19 protein-coding genes are annotated in these 20,827 nt (G+C 70.5%); 8 read left to right on the top strand and 11 right to left on the bottom strand.

Translation table 11 applies throughout. The annotated features are described in order from the left end of the window. Positions 1–130 precede the first annotated feature (130 nt). The 5 genes from ACFVYF_RS19070 to ACFVYF_RS19090 all read right to left on the bottom strand — a co-directional run bounded on the left by ACFVYF_RS19070 (position 131) and on the right by ACFVYF_RS19090 (position 6,478). Complete coding sequence (locus tag ACFVYF_RS19070; protein WP_389456690.1) at positions 131–1,690, bottom strand: PucR family transcriptional regulator; 1,560 nt, start codon at positions 1,688–1,690, stop codon at positions 131–133. Positions 1,691–1,847: 157 nt separating this feature from the next. Next, the gene (locus ACFVYF_RS19075) at positions 1,848–3,131 is read right to left on the bottom strand and encodes an aspartate aminotransferase family protein (RefSeq protein WP_389456691.1); all 1,284 of its coding nucleotides are present in this window, start codon (positions 3,129–3,131) and stop codon (positions 1,848–1,850) included. Then, entirely contained in the window at positions 3,128–3,970 is an 843-nt protein-coding gene (locus ACFVYF_RS19080; protein ID WP_389456693.1) for a nitrilase-related carbon-nitrogen hydrolase, read from the bottom strand. The genes ACFVYF_RS19075 and ACFVYF_RS19080 overlap by 4 nt, the downstream gene beginning before the upstream one ends. 168 nt (positions 3,971–4,138) lie before the next feature. Continuing rightward, entirely contained in the window at positions 4,139–6,082 is a 1,944-nt protein-coding gene (locus ACFVYF_RS19085) for a hypothetical protein (RefSeq protein ID WP_389456695.1), read from the bottom strand. A 144-nt stretch (positions 6,083–6,226) separates the two neighbouring features. Continuing rightward, on the bottom strand, positions 6,227–6,478 hold the full coding sequence (locus tag ACFVYF_RS19090) for a helix-turn-helix domain-containing protein (RefSeq protein ID WP_389456697.1): 252 nt from the start codon (positions 6,476–6,478) through the stop codon (positions 6,227–6,229). A gap of 63 nt (positions 6,479–6,541) precedes the next feature. On the opposite strand from ACFVYF_RS19090, the gene map reads away from it, so the two are divergent. Continuing rightward, entirely contained in the window at positions 6,542–7,309 is a 768-nt protein-coding gene (gene map / locus ACFVYF_RS19095; protein WP_389456698.1) for a type I methionyl aminopeptidase, read from the top strand. A 58-nt stretch (positions 7,310–7,367) separates the two neighbouring features. Here the strand turns inward: map and ggt are convergent, their stop codons facing one another. Next, positions 7,368–9,158, bottom strand: coding sequence for a gamma-glutamyltransferase (ggt, locus tag ACFVYF_RS19100; protein ID WP_389456699.1), 1,791 nt, complete (start codon positions 9,156–9,158; stop codon positions 7,368–7,370). A gap of 105 nt (positions 9,159–9,263) precedes the next feature. On the opposite strand from ggt, the gene ACFVYF_RS19105 reads away from it, so the two are divergent. Continuing rightward, positions 9,264–10,019 carry a hypothetical protein gene (locus ACFVYF_RS19105; protein ID WP_389456701.1) on the top strand — a complete coding sequence of 252 codons (756 nt, stop codon included), beginning with the start codon at positions 9,264–9,266 and terminating at the stop codon, positions 10,017–10,019. 116 nt (positions 10,020–10,135) lie between these two features. Further along, positions 10,136–11,704 (top strand): alpha/beta fold hydrolase, encoded by a 1,569-nt coding sequence (locus ACFVYF_RS19110; RefSeq protein WP_389456703.1) that lies wholly within the window; start codon positions 10,136–10,138, stop codon positions 11,702–11,704. Between the two features lie 36 nt (positions 11,705–11,740). Here the strand turns inward: ACFVYF_RS19110 and ACFVYF_RS19115 are convergent, their stop codons facing one another. The 5 genes from ACFVYF_RS19115 to ACFVYF_RS19135 form a co-directional block, all read right to left on the bottom strand. Then, on the bottom strand, positions 11,741–12,610 hold the full coding sequence (locus ACFVYF_RS19115) for an amino acid ABC transporter permease (protein ID WP_389456705.1): 870 nt from the start codon (positions 12,608–12,610) through the stop codon (positions 11,741–11,743). After that, positions 12,607–13,251: an amino acid ABC transporter permease gene (locus ACFVYF_RS19120; RefSeq protein WP_389456707.1), complete on the bottom strand. Its 645-nt coding sequence runs from the start codon at positions 13,249–13,251 to the stop codon at positions 12,607–12,609. The genes ACFVYF_RS19115 and ACFVYF_RS19120 overlap by 4 nt, the downstream gene beginning before the upstream one ends. 11 nt (positions 13,252–13,262) lie before the next feature. After that, on the bottom strand, positions 13,263–14,174 hold the full coding sequence (locus ACFVYF_RS19125; protein WP_389456709.1) for a glutamate ABC transporter substrate-binding protein: 912 nt from the start codon (positions 14,172–14,174) through the stop codon (positions 13,263–13,265). 17 nt (positions 14,175–14,191) lie between these two features. Continuing rightward, positions 14,192–14,935 carry an amino acid ABC transporter ATP-binding protein gene (locus ACFVYF_RS19130; RefSeq protein ID WP_389456711.1) on the bottom strand — a complete coding sequence of 248 codons (744 nt, stop codon included), beginning with the start codon at positions 14,933–14,935 and terminating at the stop codon, positions 14,192–14,194. Positions 14,936–15,128: 193 nt separating this feature from the next. Next, on the bottom strand, positions 15,129–15,569 hold the full coding sequence (locus tag ACFVYF_RS19135) for a DUF6278 family protein (protein WP_389456713.1): 441 nt from the start codon (positions 15,567–15,569) through the stop codon (positions 15,129–15,131). A 447-nt stretch (positions 15,570–16,016) separates the two neighbouring features. On the opposite strand from ACFVYF_RS19135, the gene ACFVYF_RS19140 reads away from it, so the two are divergent. From ACFVYF_RS19140 to ACFVYF_RS19160, 5 genes are all read left to right on the top strand, one after another. After that, on the top strand, positions 16,017–17,372 hold the full coding sequence (locus ACFVYF_RS19140) for a radical SAM/SPASM domain-containing protein (protein ID WP_389456715.1): 1,356 nt from the start codon (positions 16,017–16,019) through the stop codon (positions 17,370–17,372). 59 nt (positions 17,373–17,431) lie between these two features. Then, positions 17,432–17,590, top strand: coding sequence for a hypothetical protein (locus ACFVYF_RS19145; protein WP_385162235.1), 159 nt, complete (start codon positions 17,432–17,434; stop codon positions 17,588–17,590). Between the two features lie 189 nt (positions 17,591–17,779). Next, complete coding sequence (locus ACFVYF_RS19150; protein WP_389456717.1) at positions 17,780–19,252, top strand: coproporphyrinogen-III oxidase family protein; 1,473 nt, start codon at positions 17,780–17,782, stop codon at positions 19,250–19,252. Between the two features lie 4 nt (positions 19,253–19,256). Then, the gene (locus tag ACFVYF_RS19155) at positions 19,257–19,973 is read left to right on the top strand and encodes a hypothetical protein (protein ID WP_389456719.1); all 717 of its coding nucleotides are present in this window, start codon (positions 19,257–19,259) and stop codon (positions 19,971–19,973) included. After that, positions 19,970–20,827: a class I SAM-dependent methyltransferase gene (locus tag ACFVYF_RS19160; RefSeq protein WP_389456721.1), complete on the top strand. Its 858-nt coding sequence runs from the start codon at positions 19,970–19,972 to the stop codon at positions 20,825–20,827. The genes ACFVYF_RS19155 and ACFVYF_RS19160 overlap by 4 nt, the downstream gene beginning before the upstream one ends.

A 20,827-nucleotide genomic window follows, 5' to 3' on the forward strand; every position in this document is an offset into this window, starting at 1 on the left:
CGGCGAGCTTAGGAAGCCCTAGGGGCGGCTTTGAGGTGCACCGTGTCACGCCTGCGGGCGTCCGGCGTTGCACGCTGTCACTCCGGGGTCGGCCCATGTCTCCTACCGCCTTCTCACGTGCTGACATCTCTCACCGCTGCTGGGCGTCGTGCGCGAGGAGCGCGATGTGCACGGACGCGGCCTGCTCGAAGTCGTCGAGGTCGACTCCGAGGCGGGCCTCTATGGCCTCCAGCCGGCGGTACAGCGCGGGTCTGCTGACGTGGTGCAGCTGTGCGGTCCGCGACTTGTTGCGGCCGGTAGCGAGATAGGTTCGCAGCACCGGCAGCAGCTCCTGCTCGGCGTCCGCCCCGCACAGCAGCCCGTCCAACTCCCGCTCGGCGAAGGACTGCACGCGCGGATCGTCCCGCAACAGCCGTACCAGACCCCGCAGATGTACGTCCCGCAGGCGTACGACCACCGGAAGGTCCGGCTCGGCCGGGTGCTCGGCGACGGCGTCGGCGACATGCCGGGCCTCGCGCAGTCCGGCGGCCACGTCGTCCCACACGGTCCGCGGACCGGCGGTGGCGACGACGGTCCGGCAGCCGTCCGATTCGGTACGCAGCCGGGTGGCGAAGTGCGTCGTGAGCGCCTCAGCGTCCTGGTCCCGGGCGAGGCTCAGCAGTACGGCGGTGATCCCGCCGGCCAGCTCGGCAACGAGTCCGGACAGCCCCAACAGCCGCAGCACCCGGTCGAGTTGAGCCGGATCACCATCCCGCACGACCAGCGGCACGAAAGTCCGCCGGTTGACGGGAAGTCCGGCGGCCCGCGCCCTCGGCAGCAGCTGCCTGGCGGGTACGACGCCGCTCACCAGGTCCGTCAGCAGGCTCTGCGCGGACTGTTCCTCCCAGGAGTGCGCGGCGCCGCCGAGCATGCGGTGCAGCACCAGGGCTTCGGCGGCCCGGTCGGCGAGCAGCCGCCCCGTGGCGCCGTCACCGCGGTACCCGCACAGCACGATGCGGCCCCAGCGCTCCCCGCGTCCGCCCAGCTCCGCACGGATCCATCCGTCGCCCTCGCTGCCGCCGGCCTGCCGCGCGATGCGCTCCCAGTCGCGCAGCACGTCGTCGACCGCCGAGCGCTCCCCCGCGGTCGCGAGCACCCGGTGGGCCAGGTTGGTGACGACCACGGGACAGGCGGCGTGCCCGGCGATCTCGTCGAGCATCCGCTGCAAGGGGGCGCCGGCGGTGATGAGCCCGGTCAGTGCCGTCCGCACCGACTCCGACAGGCTCACGGCCGCGAACTTCTGCCGTACCAGCCGGGACTGGACCTCCTCCGTCAACTCGGCGAAGGGGAACGGCCGGTGGAGGACCACCATGGGCAGACCGCAGCGCTCGGCCACCCGGCGCATCACGTCCGGCGGCGCGGGAAAGGCCCGGCCGAGTCCGAGGACCACGGCCGCGGCCTCGGCGCGGTGCAGCGAGCGGATGTACTCGGCCTGCGCCTCCAGGTCACCGGCGAGCAGCACGCCCGTGGTGAGCACCATCTCGCCGCCGGTGAGCATCACCCCGACGTCGGCCGCCTCGGCGACGTGCACCCAGCGCACCGGCCGGTCGAGATGGCCGGCGCCGGCCACCACCTCGGGCTCTCCGGCGAGCACCCGGTCCAGGTGAAGGACCTGGCGGACGGAGAGGGCGGGTTCCAAAGCGGTGGCCATGACGACGTTCCCCTATTTCTGTGGCTCGGTTCGCCTCCGGGGCCTGAGCCGGTGGTGAGAGGTCGACCGTGCTCAACCTCTCGACACCGGCGCGCCCCTTCGGCTCACTCGCCCTTGCTCAGGTCCTACGGGTACGCCAGGGGCCGGCGGCCGGGTCTCAGCCACAGGCCCTGAGCGCGCGGTCGAGGATCGCCGCGCCTTCCTCGGCCTCGCCGACGGTGAGCGAGAGCGGCGGCGCGATCCGCAGCACGCTGGTGTTGTGTCCGCCGCCCTTGCCGATCAACAGCCCTTCCTGGCGCGCCGCTTCGAGCACCGCGGCGGCGGCGTCCGGGTTGGCCTCGTCCGTGCCGGGCTTGACCAGCTCGATGCCGATCATGAGTCCCCGGCCACGCACCTCCCGTACCTCCGGCAGCTGAGCGGTGACCGCCCGCAGCCGCTCGATGAGCAGACCGCCGACCCGCCGGGCGTTGCCCTGGAGGTCGTGTTCGAGGAGGTAGGCGAGGTTCGCGAGTCCCGCCGCCATCGTGACCGGCGAGCCGCCGAACGTCGAAATGCTGTTGGCGTCCAGGCAGTTCATGAGGTCGGCGCGGGCGACGACTCCCCCGATGGACATGCCGTTGCCGATGCCCTTGGCGAAGGTGAGCATGTCGGGCGGCCCCGACGCGGCGTGCGCCTGCCAGCCCCAGAAGTGCTCGCCCGTCCGTCCCCAGCCGGTCTGCACCTCGTCGGCGATCCAGAGGATGCCGTGCTTCTGCAGCACCTCGCGGAAGGCCGCGTACAGGCCGTCGGGCGGTGCCGTGAAGCCGCCGACGCCCTGGATCGGCTCGGCGATCAGGGCAGCGGGAGCCCTGACATGCCCGAGCAGGTCCTCCAGGTCGGCGACGCAGGCCGCGATGAACTCGGCGTCGCTCAGCGCCGCGTAGGGTCCGCGGGTGCGGACGCCGCCGTGCACGTACAGCGTCTGGAGGGGCGAGAGCGAGGTCGGCGACCAGCCCTTGTTGCCGGTGATGCCGACGGCGCTGAACGAGCGTCCGTGGTAGCTGTTGCGCATCGCCAGGATCTGGTTGCTCTGCCGGTACGCGGTCGCCAGCAGCAGCGCCGCGTCGTTGGCCTCCGTGCCCGAGGTGGTGAAGAAGACCCGCGCGTCCGGGATGCCGGACAAGTGGGCGATGCGCTCGGCGAGTTCGACCATCGGCCGGTTGAGATAGAGCGTCGAGGAGTGGATGATCCGCCCGGCCTGCTCACTGACCGCCTTGGTCACCTCGGGCAGGGCGTGTGCCGTCATCGTCGTCAGGATGCCGCCGAAGAAGTCGAGGTATTTGTTGCCGTCCGCGTCCCAGACGTGGCGGCCCTCGCCGTGCGTGATCTCCAGGGGGTCGGCGTAGTAGAGCGCGAGCCAGTCGGGCAGCACCGCCTGGTGGCGCGCGTACAGGTCACTCACGGCTGCACCAGCCCTTCGTAGGCGTCCGGGCGCCGGTCACGGTAGAACGCCCACTGCTGCCGTACCTCTTCGATCAGGTCGAAGTCCAGGTCCCGGACGACGAGTTCTTCGCCCTTGTCGCTCGCGGTCTCCCCCACGAACTGCCCGCGCGGGTCGACGAAGTACGACGTTCCGTAGAAGTCGTTGTCCCCGTACTCCTCCTCGCCGACCCGGTTGATCGCCGCGATGAAGTACTCGTTGGCGACGGCCGCCGCGGGCTGTTCCAGCTGCCAGAGGTGGGCGGACAGGCCCCGGGAGGTGGCGGACGGGTTGTAGACGAGCTGGGCGCCGTTCAGGCCCAGCTGGCGCCAGCCCTCCGGGAAGTGCCGGTCGTAGCAGATGTAGACGCCGACCTTGCCGACCGCGGTGTCGAAGACGGGCCAGCCGAGGTTGCCCGGTTTGAAGTAGTACTTCTCCCAGAAACCCTTGACCTGCGGGATGTGGTGCTTGCGGTACTTGCCGAGGAAGGTGCCGTCGGCGTCGATCACGGCCGCGGTGTTGTAGTAGAAGCCGGACTGCTCGACCTCGAAGACGGGGACGACGATCACCATGCCGGTCTCGCGGGCAAGGTCCTGCATCCGGCGGACGGTCGGGCCGTCCGGGACGGGCTCGGCCCAGCGGTAGTGCTCGGGCTCCTGGACCTGGCAGAAATAGGGAGCGTTGAAGACTTCCTGGAAACCGATGACCCGCGCGCCCTGCCGGGCCGCCTCGCGGGCGAACTCCTCGTGCTTGGCGACCATGGATGCGGTGTCGCCGGTCCAGGTGGCCTGGACCAGAGCGGCGCGTACGACGTTGGCCATGAGCTGCTCCTTCGACGGGACGTCAGAGCCTCTACGCCCGTAGACAAAGGCTGTAGAGGCTCGAAAGTAAGCCTCCGGGACGGCCTTGCCAAGACCATCGTCGTTAACCCGCGGAGTCGATCTTGTTTCACACTCCTGTGGGTGAGTGCCAGTCTGCGCGGCAGCGGCTCAGGTGGCGAACCCTGCGACCCGCAGGGCGTGGACGAGATCCCAGTACCGCTCCTCGGAGGCGCCCCGGGCGGCCTCGAGAAGGAGCGGGACGAGGTGTGCCGGGTTCGCCTCGACGCTCCGCGCGGCCTCCTCGGGGGTTCGGACGCGGACATAGGCGTCGAGGAGCGCACGGATCTCGCGATGGCGACCCTCGGCGGCCAGGGCCTGGACGGCGGCCCCTATCTCCGGGGCGGGCCGGGCGACGCCCTGGCGCAGCATCTGGCTGCCGTCGGCGGTGCGGCCCGCCGCGACGAGGGCGTCCGCGGCGGCGACCAGCCGGTCGGCGGGCAGCGAGGCCGCCTCCCACAGCAGGGTCGCCCAGTCGGCGTCGAGGCCCGCGCGGTGCAGCTGGGCGGCGAGCAGCGGGAAGCGGGCCGCGGGCCAGTGCGCGGCCTCGACGAGCAGCGCGTGCGCCTCGCCGGTACGGCTCTCGGCGCGCAGCCGCACCAGTGCCTCGACGGTGTCCACCGTCTCCTGCCGTGCCGTGTCGTCCAGAGGTTCCCGGCGGGGCACGTCGGCACGCGCCGGCTGCGCCGCGGCTCCCGCGAACCGGGCCCCGCGCGGTGTGCGGCCCTTGGCGGCCTGGGCCGGCACGGAGGGCGGCGCCGTCGGAGGGGCGGCGGCCGGGGCCGCCTCCTCCTCCGTCTCCATCATTCCGGCGAAGCGAGCACTGCCGCGCGGGCGCCGCTTGGCGCGCTGCTTGGGCACGGGGGGTGCCGGCGCGGGGGTGCCGGCCTCGGCTTCGGGTTCTCTGTGAGGGGCGTCGGCCTCCGGGGTGTAGCCGGCCCCCGGGGCGTACCTGTCGTCGGGCCGCTCACCCGCGTGGTCACCGCCGGACCGCCCGGCACCGTACTCGTCGTCCGACCGCCCGGACGCGTGGTCACCGCCGGGCCGCCCGGTCTCGTACCCGTCGGACCGCCCGGTCTCGTACCCGTCGGACCGCCCGGTCTCGTACCCGTCGGACCGCCCGGTCCCGTACCCGTCGTCGGGCCGGCCGGACGCGTACCCGTCGTCGGGCCGCCCGGTCCCGTACCCGTCGGGCCGGCCGGACGCGTGGTCGACGTCGGCCGGCGCACGCTCCGCGAAAGCGGACCACGCGGGACTCCGGCCGGCGGAGGTACCCGGCGCCCGGGCGGCATGAGCGTGCGGGTGCGCCTGCCGGTCGGCAGCAGCGGACGGGCCCGGACCGGACGGGTCCGACTGCCGATCCGAAGGTGCGTACGGGTCCGGCTGCCGGGCCGAAGATGCATACGGCTCCGGCTGCCGGGCCGAGGACGCGGACGGGCCCGCATGCCGGCCGGCCGACGCGGGCCGGGCCTCATGACCGTCCTGCTGAAGGGCGCCCGCACCCCCGGTGCCGTCGGCCGGGAAGTTGCCCGGCTCCCGCGCGTGGGCGCGGCGGTCGAGGTCCGCCATCCGCCGGCGGATCTCCGCGCAGCGTGCCGTGGCGCGTTCGTGGTCGTCGCGCGCCCAGGCCAGGTCGAGGCGGACCGAATCGGCCTCCTCCTGGGAGCCGGCCTCGTGCAGCAGGCGGCCGAGCTCGGCCTGGCGTTCGGCGGCATAGCGCTGTTCGCGGAGCATCACGTCGAGGCGGTCGCCGAGAGCGTCCAGGCCACCGGGCCGGCCGTCGAACGCGGCGAGCGAGGCGGCGTGCAGGGTGCGCGCCCGCTCGGTCTCCTGAGCCGCGGCCCTGGGGCCGTACCTGCCCTCCAGGTCCTGGAGGAGCGCCTCCACGACGTCCCACGGCGGCACTTCCCAGCCGTCCAGACACGCCCGCATACCGTCGGGGTCGCGCTGCCAGAACACCCCGCACCAGCCGGCGCCCTGGTCGAGGCGCGCCAGCAGTCCGTTCAGGTAGGTCGCGAACTCCCGCACCCGTCCCGGGAGTTGATCCACACCCATCGCCCAACTCCCGCCAGACTGGAGTACTCCGCTCGGTAGAAAACACCAGCCGTGTTACGGAACGACTACGAGGAGTTTTCAGGCCGGACGCAGTGCCCTCCCACGGATCACGTCACATCGGTGCGCAACGTCTCACACGCCCCCTCACACCGCCGCCGGCACACAGTGCCCGGCGACCTCGTCCAGGGACAGCCCCAGCACCCGCGCCAGCGCGGAGACCGTGAAGAAAGCGGGCGTCGGAGCACGGCCGGTCTCGATCTTGCGGAGGGTCTCGGCGGAGAGCCCGGCGCTCGCGGCGACGTCGGCCATGCTGCGACGGCCACGGGCCTCGCGCAGCAACCGCCCGAGCCGCTCGCCGCGTTCACGCTCTTCGGGGGTCAGAGGGGTGCGCACCATGGGGCCCATTCTAGTCCCGGGGACCGTTATAAAAATAGGGGACCGACCGGTATAGTAATTGGCATGGTGGAACTGAAGACGGATACGTCTATCGACGCGATGTACGAGGCGGGACAAGTGGTGGGCCGGGCGCTCACCGCGGCACGGGAGGCGGCGGCCGTGGGTGTCTCCCTCCTGGAGCTGGACGAGGTGGCGCACCAGGTGCTGCGGGACGCGGGCGCGAGCTCCCCGTTCCTCGGCTACCGGCCCTCCTTCGCCCCCACCCCGTTCCCGGCGGTGCTCTGCGCGTCCGTGAACGACGCGATCGTGCACGGCATCCCGACCGGCTACCGGCTGCGCGACGGCGACCTGGTCTCCCTCGACTTCGGTGCCGAACTGGGCGGCTGGGTCGGCGACTCGGCGATCAGCTTCATCGTGGGCGAGCCGCGTCCCGCCGACGTCCGGCTCGTCGAGACGGCCGAGCGCGCGCTGGCCGCGGGCATCGCCGCTGCCCGCGTCGGCAACCGCATCGGCGACATCGCGCACGCCATCGGCTCGGTGTGCCGCGGCGAGGGGTACGGCATCCCGGACGGCTTCGGCGGCCACGGCATCGGCCGCCGGATGCACGAGGACCCGGGGGTTCCGAACGAGGGCCGGCCCGGTCGCGGACTCCCGCTGCGCCACGGCATGGTCATCGCCATCGAGCCCATGCTCATCGGCGGCGGCACCGATGGCTTCCACCCCGCTCCCGACGGCTGGACCCTGTGCACCGACGACGGCTCCCGCGCCGCCCACGCGGAACACACCGTGGCGATCACGGACGCGGGCCCGCGCATCCTGACGGCCCGCTGATACGACACCGGGGCCCGGCCTCAGGCCGGGCCCCGAAGAGCAGAACGGTCCGTCCCGGCTACGACGCCGGCCGCACCACCATCGCCGACCCGCCGCCCCGGCGCACCGTCTCCGCCGCCGCGAGCCACTTGCCGTTCGGCAGCCGCTGCACGCCCGTGGCCGCGCCGATCTCCGGGTTCAGCTTGAAGGCGTGGCCGATCGACTCCAGTTGAGCGCGCAACGCGCTGTCGTACAGGCCGGGTTCGAGTTCGGTCGTCGCCGCGTTGCGCTGGCTGGCGCGGGGCGCGGCGATCGCGTCGACGAGCGGGAGTCCCCGGTCGAGGAAGCCGGTCAGGGTCTGCAGCACGGTGGTGATGATGGTCGCGCCGCCGGGCGAACCGAGGGCCACGACAGGCTGGTTGTGGCGGTCGAGCACGATCGTCGGGGAGATGGACGAGCGCGGACGCTTGCCGGGGCCGGGGAGGTTCGGGTCGTGCACGGCCGGGCCGGCGGGCGCGAAGGAGAAGTCCGTCAGCTCGTTGTTGAGGATGAAGCCGCGCCCCGGAACCGTGATGCCGCTGCCACCGGTCTGCTCGATGGTCAGCGTGTACGAGACGACGTTGCCCCACTTGTCGGCCACGGTCAGATGCGTGGTGTTCTCACCCTCGTACGTCGTCGGGGCCGCCGTACCGGACGCGGAGCACGCCGCCGGGTGCCGCGGGTCGCCCGGCGCCAGCGGGCTGGTCAGCACCGCGTCGTTTTTGATCAGGCATCCCCGCGAGTCCGCGTACCGCTGCGAGAGCAGTTCCTTCGTGGGTACGTCCTCGAAGGCGGGGTCGCCGACCCAGCGCCCCCGGTCCGCGAACGCGATCCGGCTGGCCTCGATGTAGCGGTGCAGATACTGCGCCTCGCTCGCCTTGGAGAGGTCGGTCCGCTCCAGGATGTTGAGCGCCTCGCCGACCGTGGTGCCGCCGGAGGAGGAGGGCGCGATGGAGTAGACCTTGAGTCCGCGGTACGACGTGTGCGTCGGCGCCTGCTTCTTCGCCTCGTACGCCGCCAGGTCCTTCATGGACAGCTTGCCGGGGCGGGCCACGCGGCCCGAAGCCGGGTCCACGGGCGGCTTGTTGACGGTGTCGACGATCTGCCGGCCGAGCTTGCCGTCGTAGACGGTGTCGACCCCCTTGCGGCCCAGTTCCTCGTACGTGCGCGCCAGGTCGGGGTTCTTGAAGGTCGAGCCGACCACCGGCAGTGCGCCGCCCGGGAGGAACAGCTCGGCCGTGGCCGGGAAGTCCTTGAAGCGCGCCTGGTTGGCCTCGGTCTGCGACCGGAAGGTCCCGTCGACGGTGAAGCCGTCCCGGGCGATCCGCTCGGCGGGCTTCAGCAGGGAACCGAGCCCCTTGCTGCCCCAGCTGTCCAGCGCAGTCTGCCAGGTGGCCGGGGTGCCGGGCGTGCCCACGCTCAGTCCGCTGGTGACGGCGTCGGCGAAGGCGAGCGGTTTGCCGTTCTCCAGGAACAGGTCGGAGCCGGCGCTGAGTGGCGCCGTCTCACGGCCGTCGATCGTGTGCACCGTACGGGACTTGGCGTCGTAGTAGACGAAGTAGCCGCCTCCGCCGACGCCCGACGAGTAGGGCTCGGTGACGCCCAGGGCCGCCGCCGTGGCGACCGCCGCGTCGACCGCGTTGCCGCCCTTCTTCAGCACCTCGATGCCGGCGGCGGACGCGTCCGCGTCCACGCTCGCCACCGCGCCGCCGTAACCGACGGCGACCGGCGTCTTGTCCGCGGCGGAGGCCGGGGGCGCCGCCGCTCCGACCGACACCATCGCGGCCGAGACCGCCAGGACCGCCACATTCCGTGCGACAGGGCGACGCATCCGTACCTCCAGACAACGGCAGTCCGGGCAGCGTACTTCTTCGCCGGGTCCACGTCAGGACCGACCCTCGAACACTGTTCCGTACGACCGCTAGCATGCGCGCCCATGAATGACGACGTGCGCAACATCGTCCTCGGCGTGGTCGCCGCCGGTATCAGCGCCTGCCTGGGCTGGCTCGCCCGCACCTACCTGTGGAAGCGCAGACTCCGCCGCAAACAGGCCTTCTTCGGGCTGCCCGACAACTCCGAGTCCCTGCTCGTGGTCAACCGCGAGGCGGGCGGGCCCGAACTCACCGTCATGCGCCACGACGTGTTCGCGCTCCTGGAGCTCTCGGCCCTGATCAAGGACTGCGGCGCGCACGCCCAGGTCGTCGCGCACGACGCGGCCCAGCAGGGATTCGGCGAGCGCACCGAGTTCTGCGTCGGGGGCCCGTCGTCGAACCGGCGGATGGCCGCGCACCTCCACTCGCTGCTGCCGGGCATACAGGTCAACACCGACGCCGAACCGGGCCCGGACCGGGGCGCCTTCCAGATCGGCAGCGAGCGCTACCGGCTGGAGTCCGGCCGGGGCGAGTACGTGATTCTCGCGCGGCTCACCGCGGATCTCGGGCGCGGCGCGAGGCCCGTCTTCCTCTTCTGCGGCCAGCGTGCGATCACCAACCAGGCGGCGACCCGGTATCTCGCCCGCAACCACGAGCGGCTGGCCCGCAAGTACGGCGGCAACCCCTTCGTGCTGCTGCTGAAGGTCGTCAACTCCCAGGCGTACGGCCCCGATGTCGTCGAACTGGTCGCGGACGTCACCCGGACGGCACAGGCCCCGGCGCCCATCGTTTCCACCCGGAACTCGCATCGCGCCTCCTAGGTTTCATCACCATTCAACAATCGTTACTCCCGCGTAACTTACCGACGGGTTACTTCGGGTAAGGAGCCGCGGTTACCGTCGGGTCACTTTCCACTGACACGAGTGAGGAGTGGCCCGTGGGACACCCGCGCAAGGCCCTGCGTACCACCGCGGTGGGCGCCGTTTCGGCGACACTGATCGCCGGCACCGCCCTCGGGCTCGCCCCCGCCGCCCAGGCGGCGCCGAACCCCGTACGTTTCGTCGACATCGCCGGAGACGGCGGCACGGTCCTCAAGGCCAACGTCGTCACGCCCGCGAACGCCGACGGCTCGCGGACGTATCCGCTCATCGTGCTGCCCACGAGCTGGAGCCTGCCCCAGGTCGAGTACCTCGCCCAGGCCCGGAAACTCGCCGACTCCGGCTATGTCGTGGTCAGTTACAACGTCCGCGGCTTCTGGCAGTCCGGCGGGGAGATAGAAGTCGCCGGCCCCCCCGATGTGGCCGACGCGTCCAAGGTCATCGACTGGGCGCTCGCCAACACCCCCGCGAACAAGCGGCAGGTCGGCATGGCGGGCATGTCGTACGGGGCCGGCATCAGCCTGCTCGCCGCCGCCCACGACAAGCGGATCAAGGCGGTCGCCTCGCTCAGCGGCTGGGCGGACCTCATCGACTCGATCTACTCGGGCCGCACCCAGCACTTCCAGGCCGGCGCGCTGCTGGACGGCGCCGGCACCCTCACCGGCCACCCCAGCGCCGAACTCCAACAGGTGTTCAAGGACTTCTTCTCGTCGAACCTGGCCGCGGAACCGGCGCTGATCGCCTGGGGGAAGAAACGTTCCCCCCAGACCTACATCGACCAGATCAACGCCAACGACGCGGCCATCATGCTGGCCAACGGCTGGGGCGACACGATCTTCCCGCCCAACCAAAGCGTCAAGTTCTACGAGGAGTTGACCGGGCCGAAGCGACTTGAGTACCGGCCCGGCGACCACGCCACCGCCGAGATCACCGGTCTGTTCGGGCTCCCCAACGACGTGTGGACGGACACCGAGCGCTGGTTCGACCACTACCTCAAGGGCGAGGACAACGGCATCGACCGTGAGCAGCCGGTGCAGCTCAAGTCCCGTTCCACGGGCGGCTACGAGGGCTATCCGGACTGGAAGTCGGTCACCGCCACCCGCAAGAAGATCTCCCTGGCGGGCACCACCACGATCCATACGAACGTGGACTCAGGCGCGGACGGCGGGGTCATCTTCCTCTCCAGCATTCTCGACCAGCTGGCCCAGCTGCCCCCGATGGCGTCGGTCCCGCTACTGCCGCGCCGCTGGGCGGCCGTGTGGCAGTCGGAGAAATACGCGAGCACCCAACAGGTCCGCGGTACCGCCCAGTTGCACACCACGGTCACCGGTACCAAGGAGAGCGGCACCCTCGTCGCGTACCTCTACGACGTGGGCCCGCTCGGCCTCGGCAAGCTGGTCAGCCATGCGCCGTACACCTTCCACGGGCAGACGCCCGGCAAGCCGTTCGGCGTCGACCTGGAGCTGTTCTCCACGGCCTACGACGTCCCGGCAGGGCATCGGCTCGCCCTGGTCGTCGACACGGTCGACCCGCTCTACATCGAGCACAACCCGTCCGGCGCGCAGCTGACCTTCTCCTCACCGGAGCACGACCCTTCGTATGTGTCGGTGCCCCTGCGCGAGCAGTGATCTCCGGCTGCTGCCGGGCGGGCCTGGCCCTCTCAGCTACTGCACACCCGGCAGCAGCGTCCCTGGTTCGGCCGGTGCCACGTCCACGGCCTCGGTCTTGGGACTGCGCTGCTCACGCCTGGACACCCATTGGGCGAACCAGGAGAGCAGCATGCACATCCCGATGTAGATCGGCGAGATCACCATCACCACGGGGATGAACGGCAAATCGTAGTCGAGGTTCGACGCGATCAGCTTCCCGGCGTGGAGGAACTCCTCGTAGGTGATCAGGAATCCGAGTGAGGTGTCCTTGAGGGCCACCACCAACTGGCTGATGATGGCGGGCAGCATGGCCCGTACGGCCTGCGGCCCGAGGACGTGCGTCATGACCTGGGTCTTGCGCATGCCGAGCGCGAACGCCGCCTCCCGCTGGCCGCGTTCGACGGAGTTTACCCCCGAGCGGAAGACCTCGGCGAGCACCGAGCCGTTGTAGAGCGTGAGCCCCGTGACGAGTGCGGGCAGCGGCTGCACCTTCAGCGCCACGAAGACGAAGAAGATCATCACCAGTACCGGCATGGCTCGGAAGAACTCGACGATCAGCGTGGCCGGCCAGCGCACCGGGCGGTGGTCCGAGAGACGGCCGGCCGCCAGGACGCCGCCCAGTGCCAGCGAGAGGACCGCGGCGATACCGAAGGCCTTGAGCGTGTTGCCGAGGCCCCGCAGCAACAGCTCCTGGATGCCCTTGTACTCGAAGGGCATCCACTTGGTGTAGGTGAACTGGTCGGTGTCGAACAGGAGATAGAGGACCCAGCCGATCAGGGCGAGGATCAGCGCGGTGGACAGCAGGCCGTAGAAGCGGTGCCGTTGCCGGGTCTTCGGCCCCGGAAAGTCGTAGAGGGCGTTGGCCACAAGGGCTCTGGCGGTCATCGGGCGACTCCCCAGCGCTTTTCGAGGACATTGAAGATCGCGCTGATGGCGAGGGTGACGATCAGATAGCCGACGGCGATCCAGACGAAGGTCCAGATGATGTTGTAACCGAGCTCGCTGAGCGTCTTGTAGGTGCCGAGCAGCTCGGTGACGCTGAACGCCCCGGCGATCGCCGAGTTCTTGGCGAGGGCGATGAGCGTGGAGCCGACCGGCGGGATCACGGAGCGGAAGGCCTGCGGCAGGACGACCACGGACAGGGTCTGGCTGAAGGTCATCCCGAGGCTGCGGGCCGCCTCCCCCTGCCCCTTCGGCACGGTGTTGATGCCGGAGCGCAGTGCCTCGCAGATGAAGGCCGAGGTGTAGCAGCCGAGCGCCAGGACGGCGAACACCTCGAAGGGCAGGACGAGTCCGAAGCGCGGAAGACCGAGCAGCACCGCGAAGAACAGCAGGGTGAGCGGTGTGTTGCGCAGCACCGTCACCCATGCCGTGCCGAAGACCCGCAGGGAGCCGACCGGGGCGACCCGGAACGACGCCATCAGAAATCCGAGCACGAGCGCCAACAGTGAGGCGTACACGGTGAGTTCGACCGTGCCGAGGAATCCGTCGCCGAAGGTGGAGAAGTTGTCTGTCAGTACGTTCACGTCGGCCTCGCTCAGCTCGCCGGGTAGCGGTCGATCGCGGGCGGGGTGGGGGCGGGCACGCCGGACAGGCCGAGCGTCGCCTCGTAGGCCTTCTTCCAGTCGCCGTTCTTCTCGCGGGCCTCCAATGCGTCGTCGAGCGCGAACCGCAGCGCGGTGTCGCCGTGCGGGACACCGATGCCGTACGGCTCCTGGGAGAAGGGCTTGCCGACGACCTTGAGTTCGTCGGGCACCTTCGCCGCGTAGCCGATCAGGATCGCGTCGTCGGTGGTGACGGCGTCGACCTGGTAGGTGAGCAGGTTGTCGACGCAGACCGAGTAGGTGTCGTAGGCGACGAGGTTCGCCTTCGGGTAGTCCGCCTTGATGCGCTGGTACGGGGTCGAACCGGCTGCCGAGCAGACGCGTTTGCCGGCGAGGTCCTGGGGTCCGGTGATGTCGTGCTCGTCGGTGCGCACGAGCAGTCCCTGACCCGCCAGGTAGTAGGGGCCGGCGAACCCGACGAGCTTCTTGCGCATGTCGTTGATGGTGTAGGTGCCGACGTAGTAGTCGATCTGCCCGTTCTGCAGGGCCGTTTCGCGGTTGGCGGAGGCGATCGTCCTGAAGTGGACGGCCTTCGGGGCGAAGCCGAGCGAGGCCGACATCATCTTGGCGATCTCGATGTCGAAGCCGGAGTAGCCGCCGCCCGCCGGGTCCTTCTCGCCCAGGTAGGGCTGGTCCTCCTTGGCGCCGACGGTGAAGTAGCCGCGTTTGTGCGCCCGCCTCCAGGTGGCCGAGTCGGGGAGCTGAAAGCCTTGTGCCACTTGGTAGTTGGGGAGTTTTCCGGCGGCCGGTCCCTTGGTCGGGGGGCTGCCCTCCTTGCCGCAGGCGGTGGCGGTCAGCACCGCGAGGGCCGCGAGGGCATGGCACACACGTGTCGTACGGATCATGCGGCGCACTCCCCCGCTCAGTGCTTGAGGATCTTGGAGAGGAAGTCCTTGGCGCGGTCGCTGCGCGGGTTGGTGAAGAACTCCTCGGGGGTGCGGTCCTCGACGATGCGGCCGTCGGACATGAACACGACGCGGTTGGCGGCGGAGCGCGCGAAGCCCATCTCATGGGTGACGACGATCATGGTCATGCCGTCGCGGGCGAGTTGCTGCATGACCTCCAGGACCTCGTTGATCATTTCCGGGTCGAGGGCCGAGGTCGGCTCGTCGAACAGGAGGGCCTTGGGGTCCATGGCGAGGGCGCGGGCGATGGCCACGCGCTGCTGCTGTCCGCCGGAGAGCTGGGCCGGGTACTTCGGCGCCTGCGAGGCGAGGCCGACCCGGTCGAGGAGTTCGCGCGAGCGCTTGTCTGCGGCTTCCTTCTTGCGTCCGCGCACCTTCATCTGGGCCAGCGTGACGTTCTGCAGCACCGTCTTGTGGGCGAAGAGGTTGAAGGACTGGAAGACCATGCCGACTTCGGCGCGGAGCCTGGCGAGGTCCTTGCCCTCCTCCGGCAGCGGGCGGCCGTCGAGCTTGATCGTCCCGGACTCGATCGTCTCCAGCCGGTTGATCGCCCTGCACAGGGTCGACTTGCCCGACCCCGAAGGGCCGATGACGACGACCACCTCCCCCTTGGCGACGGTGAGGTTGATGTCCTGCAGGACATGCAGCTCGCCGTAGTACTTGTTCACGTCATGCAGTTCGATCAGTGGATCGACGGCCATCCCCAGCCCTACTCACTCTCAGCTGTGTCGCAGTTGCCGCAAACTATCCAGACGAGAAGTGACTTAGCGCACGACACGCACTTTTCGGGCATTAGCCGTATTTACGACAACCGGCGTGAGGTCGGTACGTCGGGGCACCACCGCGGTCGGGCGTGCCCGACCGCGCACGTCGGCACGATCCGCCGTACGGGCCCTACGCCTCGGCGGCTTCCGCGTACACCTGCGACAGCTGGGGGACGCCCTGCACGGCCCAGTCCAGGCCCGCCTCCACGACCGGGACCTCACGGCCGGACGCGAGCCGCACCACCGGACTGCCGCCGGGCCATACGTGCCAGGCGGCGCCGGTGACGGTGCGGACCACGACCGTGCCGAGGTAGAGACCCGCGTCGTTGCCGAGCCAGGGGAGGGCTTCCGCGTCGTCGCGCCAGCGGGGCAGGAGCTGGTCGAGGGCGGCCAATGACGCCGGGGAGTCGTCCAGTTCGAGCCCGGCCATCGATGCCTGGGAGCGCAGCAGCTCGCACTCCGAGAGCAGATCGGCCACGCCCTCCGGGTCGTCCTCGAAGGCCGCGGCGAGCACATGGCTCTGCTCCGCGGGGTGCCGCCTGCGCCACTTGTCCAAAAAGGGGATGTTCATGACCGGCCTCTCCACGAGGGAAACGATCGCCGACGAGTCCGCGTTCCCGATGGCCCCGCGTTTGCGTCGATTCCACTTTCCCGACATGCCCGCGAATGTATCCCGGGGCAGTTGATCACGGAATCATCCACATCGCCGCTCCCGCGGATCCACACAACCCGGTGCCGCGATCCCCCGCGCCCCGTCGGCCCACCGCGCCGCCCGCGGCAACCACGGCACCACCTCCCGACGCGGCGGATGGGGGCGACGGCGTTCCGGTGCCATCGCCCGGAGAGAGCGACGACTTCCGGCGTCACGACACCCCGGTACCCGTGAGCGCGGCGGCAGATGGTGCGCGCGGCACATCTTGCCAACGGTATTCGTCGTCCGTAGAGTTCATCGAGTCATGAGTTCAACATTCGTTGACTTCTCTGTTCCGCCATCCCGTGACCAGGAGAGGCAGGGCCCGTGCAGAAGATTCCCTTCCAGGTGAACGAGGGCGGACTCGTCGCTCTGCTGCCGAACGGGCATGTCGAGTTCCTCGCCTCCTCGGCACGGGAGTTGATCGAGCGGCACAACTCCGGCCGGGCGGTGAGCGCCGGCGAGTTGATGACCCACGCGATCACCGATCCGCTGGTGACGCTGGACCGGTTCCATCTGTCCGCGCCCGCCATTGCCTTCGTGGAGACGACGAACCTCTGCAATCTGCGCTGCCGGCACTGTTACGCGGACTCCGCGCTCAAGCGGCCGGACGAGATCTCCACCGAGCGCATCAAGCAACTCCTTGACGAATTCGCCGACATGGGAGTGCTGCAGGTCTTTCTGACGGGTGGTGAGATCTTCTCGCACCGGGACGCGGTCGAGATCATCCGGCACGCCCGCAGCAAGCCGTTCAGTACCCAGATCTTCACCAACGGTCTGCTGGTCACCGAGGAACGGCTCGCCGCGATCCCGCCCGGCCAGTCGTTCTTCATCAGCTTCGACACCGCCGACCCGGAGCGCACCGTGCGCGGCCGGATGGACTTCCCCAAGCTCCAGCACGCGTTCGAGATGATGCGCAAGCACGGCCACGTCTTCCGGACCGCCATCTCCGTCCACCGCGACAACATCCAGGACGCGGAGGAGATCTTCGAGTGGTGCGCCGCGCGCGGGTATCCGAGGCCCCAGTGGCTGGAGACGCACCCGGTCGGCCGGGCGCTGCTCCACCCCGGCATGCTGCTGCGCCCCGAGGACGTCGACGAGGTCTTCGAGGTCTACCAGAGGTGCATGGAGCGGTATTCCACCGAGCCCGAGCAGGAGCCGGCCGAGGCGCCCAGCGGGCCCGCCCGGCGCGCGGCGGACGAGATCCGCGGGGTGGACACCATCCAGTTCTGCCAGCGCCTGGAGCGCGCCGTGGGCCAGGAGAAGTGCGGCCGCTCGGTGGTCTACGTCAACAGCCGCGGCGATGTCTACCCGTGCAGCAACTGCATGTCGGGACAGCTCTACCAGGCCGGCAACACCGCCCGGAAGCCGTTCGCCGAGATCTGGGAGAACGGCTTCGACGCGTTCCGTGACATCCGCTTCGACGACCACGCAGTGTGCGGCTCGTGCCCGGTGGCCCAGGAGGACATCTGGTGCCAGTTCCGCTGCCCGCCGCTGGCCCGGAACATCACCGGCGACCCGCGGGGCTGCGGCGCCACCGAGTACCTCCAGGAGTTCACGCTGCGCGCCGGCCGCTACTGGCGCGCCCGCAAGCAGCGCAACGTACGCCTGACCCTGACGCCGCGGCGGCCGGGTCCCGCCGGGTCGCCGGGCTCCCCCCGACTCCCGCTCCCGACGAAGTGAGCGGGTCCCTGTCCCACGGCGGCGCGAGAGTCGCCGCCTCCACCGAAGGGAAGACCGTCATGCCGGAAGAGAAGAAAGTCATCCGCATCCACCTGGAGCCGGGGCAGGAGGGCGTGACCCTGAGCGCCGTCGGCGCCGCCTCGGCCACCGCGCCCGCCGAGACGCTGGTGGAGAGCACCAACATCACCGAGGCCACGGTCATCGAGGTCGAGATCTGACCCCACGCCTTTGCCGGCAGGTGACGAAGCGGTGCACCCCTTCCCGGCCCGTTGAGGGGCGGGCCGGGAAGGCCCGCCGGCGACAAAGGCTCGCTCGACATCCGTTCCGCCCCTGAACGCCCGGCCCCGGCCGGGCGGGGGCCCATGCCCAGCTCCGGTCAAGGAGCCGGTTGAGGAGACGAGGTCGCGATGAGCAAGACGGCTGCTTCGGCCGGCACCACCACCCTGCGCCCCGGTACGGGACTGGCGCGGCTGCTCCGGGAGAACCCCGCGCTGCGGATCGGCCAGGACGACTACAACATCAACGTGACGGCCAACTACGGTCGGCAGCTGGACCGTTCGGAGGTCACCGAGGCGCTGCGGGTCCATCCGGGAGCCGGCCGGCCCGCCCATCTCTACTTCCATGTGCCGCTGTGCGCGTACATCTGTCACTTCTGCAACTACGTCAAGCGCAAGGTCGCGGACGGTCCTGAGGGTGCGGCCGCGCCGCGGATCTGGACCGATCTGCTGATCGAGGAGTCGGAGCGCCGCCTCGCGCACGCGCCCTGGCTCGCCCACGCCTCGATCGAGTCCGTGTACCTCGGCGGCGGCACCGCCTCACTGCTCGGCACGGAGCAACTGCGGCGGCTGACCGACCACATGCGCGCCCGGTACACGCTCGCCGACGACTGCGAGATATCCCTCGAGGGCAACCCCGACAACTTCCAGCACGACGAGCTGGCCGAGGCCTGCGCGCTCGGCTTCAACCGGTTCAGCGTCGGTGTGCAGTCCCTGCAGAGCGAGGTCAACGCGTTCGCGGGGCGCGGCCACGACGCCGCCATGTCGCTGACGGCCATCGCCAAACTGCGCGCCACCGGAAGGCCGTTCAACGTCGACATGATGTTCGGGCTGCCGCATCAGACCACCGCCAGGGTCGCCGACGACATCCGGCGTCTGATCGCCCTCGACGTCCCCACCATCACCATCTACCGGCTGCGCAACGCCGACCGGGCCAAGATGGGCATCGGCAACCGGGCGCTGTGGAACGTCGAGGCCGTCAGGACCCGGCTCCGGGACGAGCACCTCTTCCCGACCCTGGGCGCGACCTACGCGATGCGCGAGGCCATCGTCGAGCTGCTGCTCGACGGGGGCTACCACCCGAGTCCCTGCGGCTGGTGGAACCGGCCCGGCGTCTACCCGGACGGGAACATCCCCCGCGTCTCCCGCAACAAGTGGCAGCGCCACGACTCCATGATCGCGTACGGTCCGGGCGCGTACGGATGGCTGACCGGGGACGACGACACCGTGGTCCAGACCCACAACATCGCCGACATCTCCGGCTACGCGCGTCTGCTCAAGAAGGGCCCGGACCTGCCGCTCGCCTCCGGGCGCCGGCTGGCGGGATACGAGGCGATCGGCATGGTGCTCGGCTTCGCGTTCAAGGCGAACCAGCCCATCGACGCCGGGCGGTTCAGGCGGCGGTTCGGGGTGGAGCTCTTCCGTGACGAGCCGTTCGCCGAGGTCTTCGCCGAGCTGGCCGAACGGGGGCTTGTCGAGCCCATGCCCGGAAGCCGGGAGAGCGTGATCCCCACCCTGGACGGCGAGGCGCTCCACGAGGAGATCATCAGTGTCTACTTCCACCAGCGCATCGGCGGCTTCGCCGAGGCCGTCTGCCACCGGTGAGCCGGTGAACGTCCACCGGCGCACCCTGTGGCGCAAGGATCCGGGCGGGACGCCGTACCGCACACGGCGCTCCTTCCCGGCCGGTCCGGCGAGCGCCACCGTGCTGCTCGCCGGACCGGGCACGGTCTCCGCACTGGACGGCGAGGGCCGTGACGACCTGCTGCTCGGCGAGCTGACCCGGCATCTCGTGGCCGGGGGCGCGCAGGTGCTCAGCTGCGACATGCCGGCGCGCGACCCGAACGCGCCGTCGACCGAGGCCGACCAGGACGTACGCGCCGCGCGCCTCGCCCAACTCCTCGCCGCGCACGGTCATATGACGGCCCGTCCACTCGTCCTGCTCGGCTTCTCCCTGGGCGGCCAGGCCCTGCTGCGCCTCCTGCGGTCCGGGCGGCCCCAGCACGCGGAACGGGTGGTGCTGGTGGGCACGGTGGTCGAGGAGGACGTCTTCCTGAGCTCCCGCATCGCCTCGCTCGACCTGGTGTACGGCAGCTTCGACCTCGTCGGGTACGTGGGCGACTCGGACGACGCGGGCGTCCCGCCGGCCGTGTTCGGGCCCGACATGTACGGCCCCTGGTCGGCCGGCCGGCTGGTCGGCCGGAGTTCTCTCGCCGTCCGGGTGCATCTGCTCGAAGGGCTCGGACACACCCTCCATCCGTGCGGTTCGGGCCCCTCCAGGGATCCGGTCGCCGCGCTCACCTCCCTGACGGGCACGGTCCTATGACGATCCGTCAGCACTTGGCCGGCACGGACCCGGCAACGGCAGCGGAACCCACGAAGAAGGCGGCGCAGGACATGCTCTCCAGCCAGCGATTCGACAAGATCGCCGAAAATTTCGCGACCAGCGAGGTGCACCGCTCCAGTCCCACGATGGAGGCCCTGCACGAGACGCTCGGCCCGCAGACGGGCAGTGCCATCTGCGATGTCGCCTGCGGCGCCGGCCACTTGGCGCTGTCGTTCGCAGGTGATCTGCCGGCCCGGGTCGTGGCGGTGGACCCCGCGCCCAACATGCTGGCGTCCGTCCGCAGGCTCGCGGCCGAGCGCGGCGTCGCCGTCGAGACGGCGCGGGCGTACGCCGAGGAACTCCCCTTCCCCGACGCCTCCTTCGATCTCGTGGTGTCCCGGCTGGCCCCGCACCACTTCCGTGACATGCCGGCGGCGGTGGGCGAGATGACCCGGCTGCTGCGTCCCGGCGGGCGTCTGGCCGTCATCGATCTCGAAGGCCACGAGGACCCCCGCGTCGACGCGCTCAACCATGAGCTGGAGGTGCTGCACGATCCGACCCACCACCGCAGTTACACCCTCGCGGAGTGGATCGGTTTCCTGCAGGACGCCGGGCTCAACGTCCCGGTCGCGCGCGGCGCGCAGGCGGAGAGCCGTACCGGGGTCCCCATAGCCCGGTGGTGCGAGATCGCCTCGTCCGGCGCCGAGGCCGAGCGCGCGATCCGGCAGCGGCTCGCCGAGGCGCCCGCGGCGCACCGGGAGGCCCTGGGGATCCGCCGGGAGGGCGACGAGTTCTTCATCCCCGTGCGCACCTGCATGGTGATCGGGGTCAAGCCGCTCGGCGGGGTGCGCTGA

It is taken from the genome of Streptomyces sp. NPDC058274, from assembly GCF_042881375.1.
GTDB lineage: Bacteria > Actinomycetota > Actinomycetes > Streptomycetales > Streptomycetaceae > Streptomyces.

Bases quoted from the DNA above. Each gene is read 5' to 3' on its own strand.
- ACFVYF_RS19150 (WP_389456717.1), top strand. From the start codon at position 17,780: ATGAGCAAGACGGCTGCTTCGGCCGGCACCACCACCCTGCGCCCCGGT.
- map (WP_389456698.1), top strand. From the start codon at position 6,542: ATGGTGGAACTGAAGACGGATACGTCTATCGACGCGATGTACGAGGCG.
- ACFVYF_RS19085 (WP_389456695.1), bottom strand. From the start codon at position 6,082: ATGGGTGTGGATCAACTCCCGGGACGGGTGCGGGAGTTCGCGACCTAC.
- ACFVYF_RS19125 (WP_389456709.1), bottom strand. From the start codon at position 14,174: ATGATCCGTACGACACGTGTGTGCCATGCCCTCGCGGCCCTCGCGGTG.
- ACFVYF_RS19115 (WP_389456705.1), bottom strand. From the start codon at position 12,610: ATGACCGCCAGAGCCCTTGTGGCCAACGCCCTCTACGACTTTCCGGGG.
- ACFVYF_RS19130 (WP_389456711.1), bottom strand. From the start codon at position 14,935: ATGGCCGTCGATCCACTGATCGAACTGCATGACGTGAACAAGTACTAC.
- ACFVYF_RS19080 (WP_389456693.1), bottom strand. From the start codon at position 3,970: ATGGCCAACGTCGTACGCGCCGCTCTGGTCCAGGCCACCTGGACCGGC.
- ggt (WP_389456699.1), bottom strand. From the start codon at position 9,158: ATGCGTCGCCCTGTCGCACGGAATGTGGCGGTCCTGGCGGTCTCGGCC.
- ACFVYF_RS19090 (WP_389456697.1), bottom strand. From the start codon at position 6,478: ATGGTGCGCACCCCTCTGACCCCCGAAGAGCGTGAACGCGGCGAGCGG.
- ACFVYF_RS19135 (WP_389456713.1), bottom strand. From the start codon at position 15,569: ATGAACATCCCCTTTTTGGACAAGTGGCGCAGGCGGCACCCCGCGGAG.
- ACFVYF_RS19145 (WP_385162235.1), top strand. From the start codon at position 17,432: ATGCCGGAAGAGAAGAAAGTCATCCGCATCCACCTGGAGCCGGGGCAG.
- ACFVYF_RS19070 (WP_389456690.1), bottom strand. From the start codon at position 1,690: ATGGCCACCGCTTTGGAACCCGCCCTCTCCGTCCGCCAGGTCCTTCAC.
- ACFVYF_RS19160 (WP_389456721.1), top strand. From the start codon at position 19,970: ATGACGATCCGTCAGCACTTGGCCGGCACGGACCCGGCAACGGCAGCG.
- ACFVYF_RS19105 (WP_389456701.1), top strand. From the start codon at position 9,264: ATGAATGACGACGTGCGCAACATCGTCCTCGGCGTGGTCGCCGCCGGT.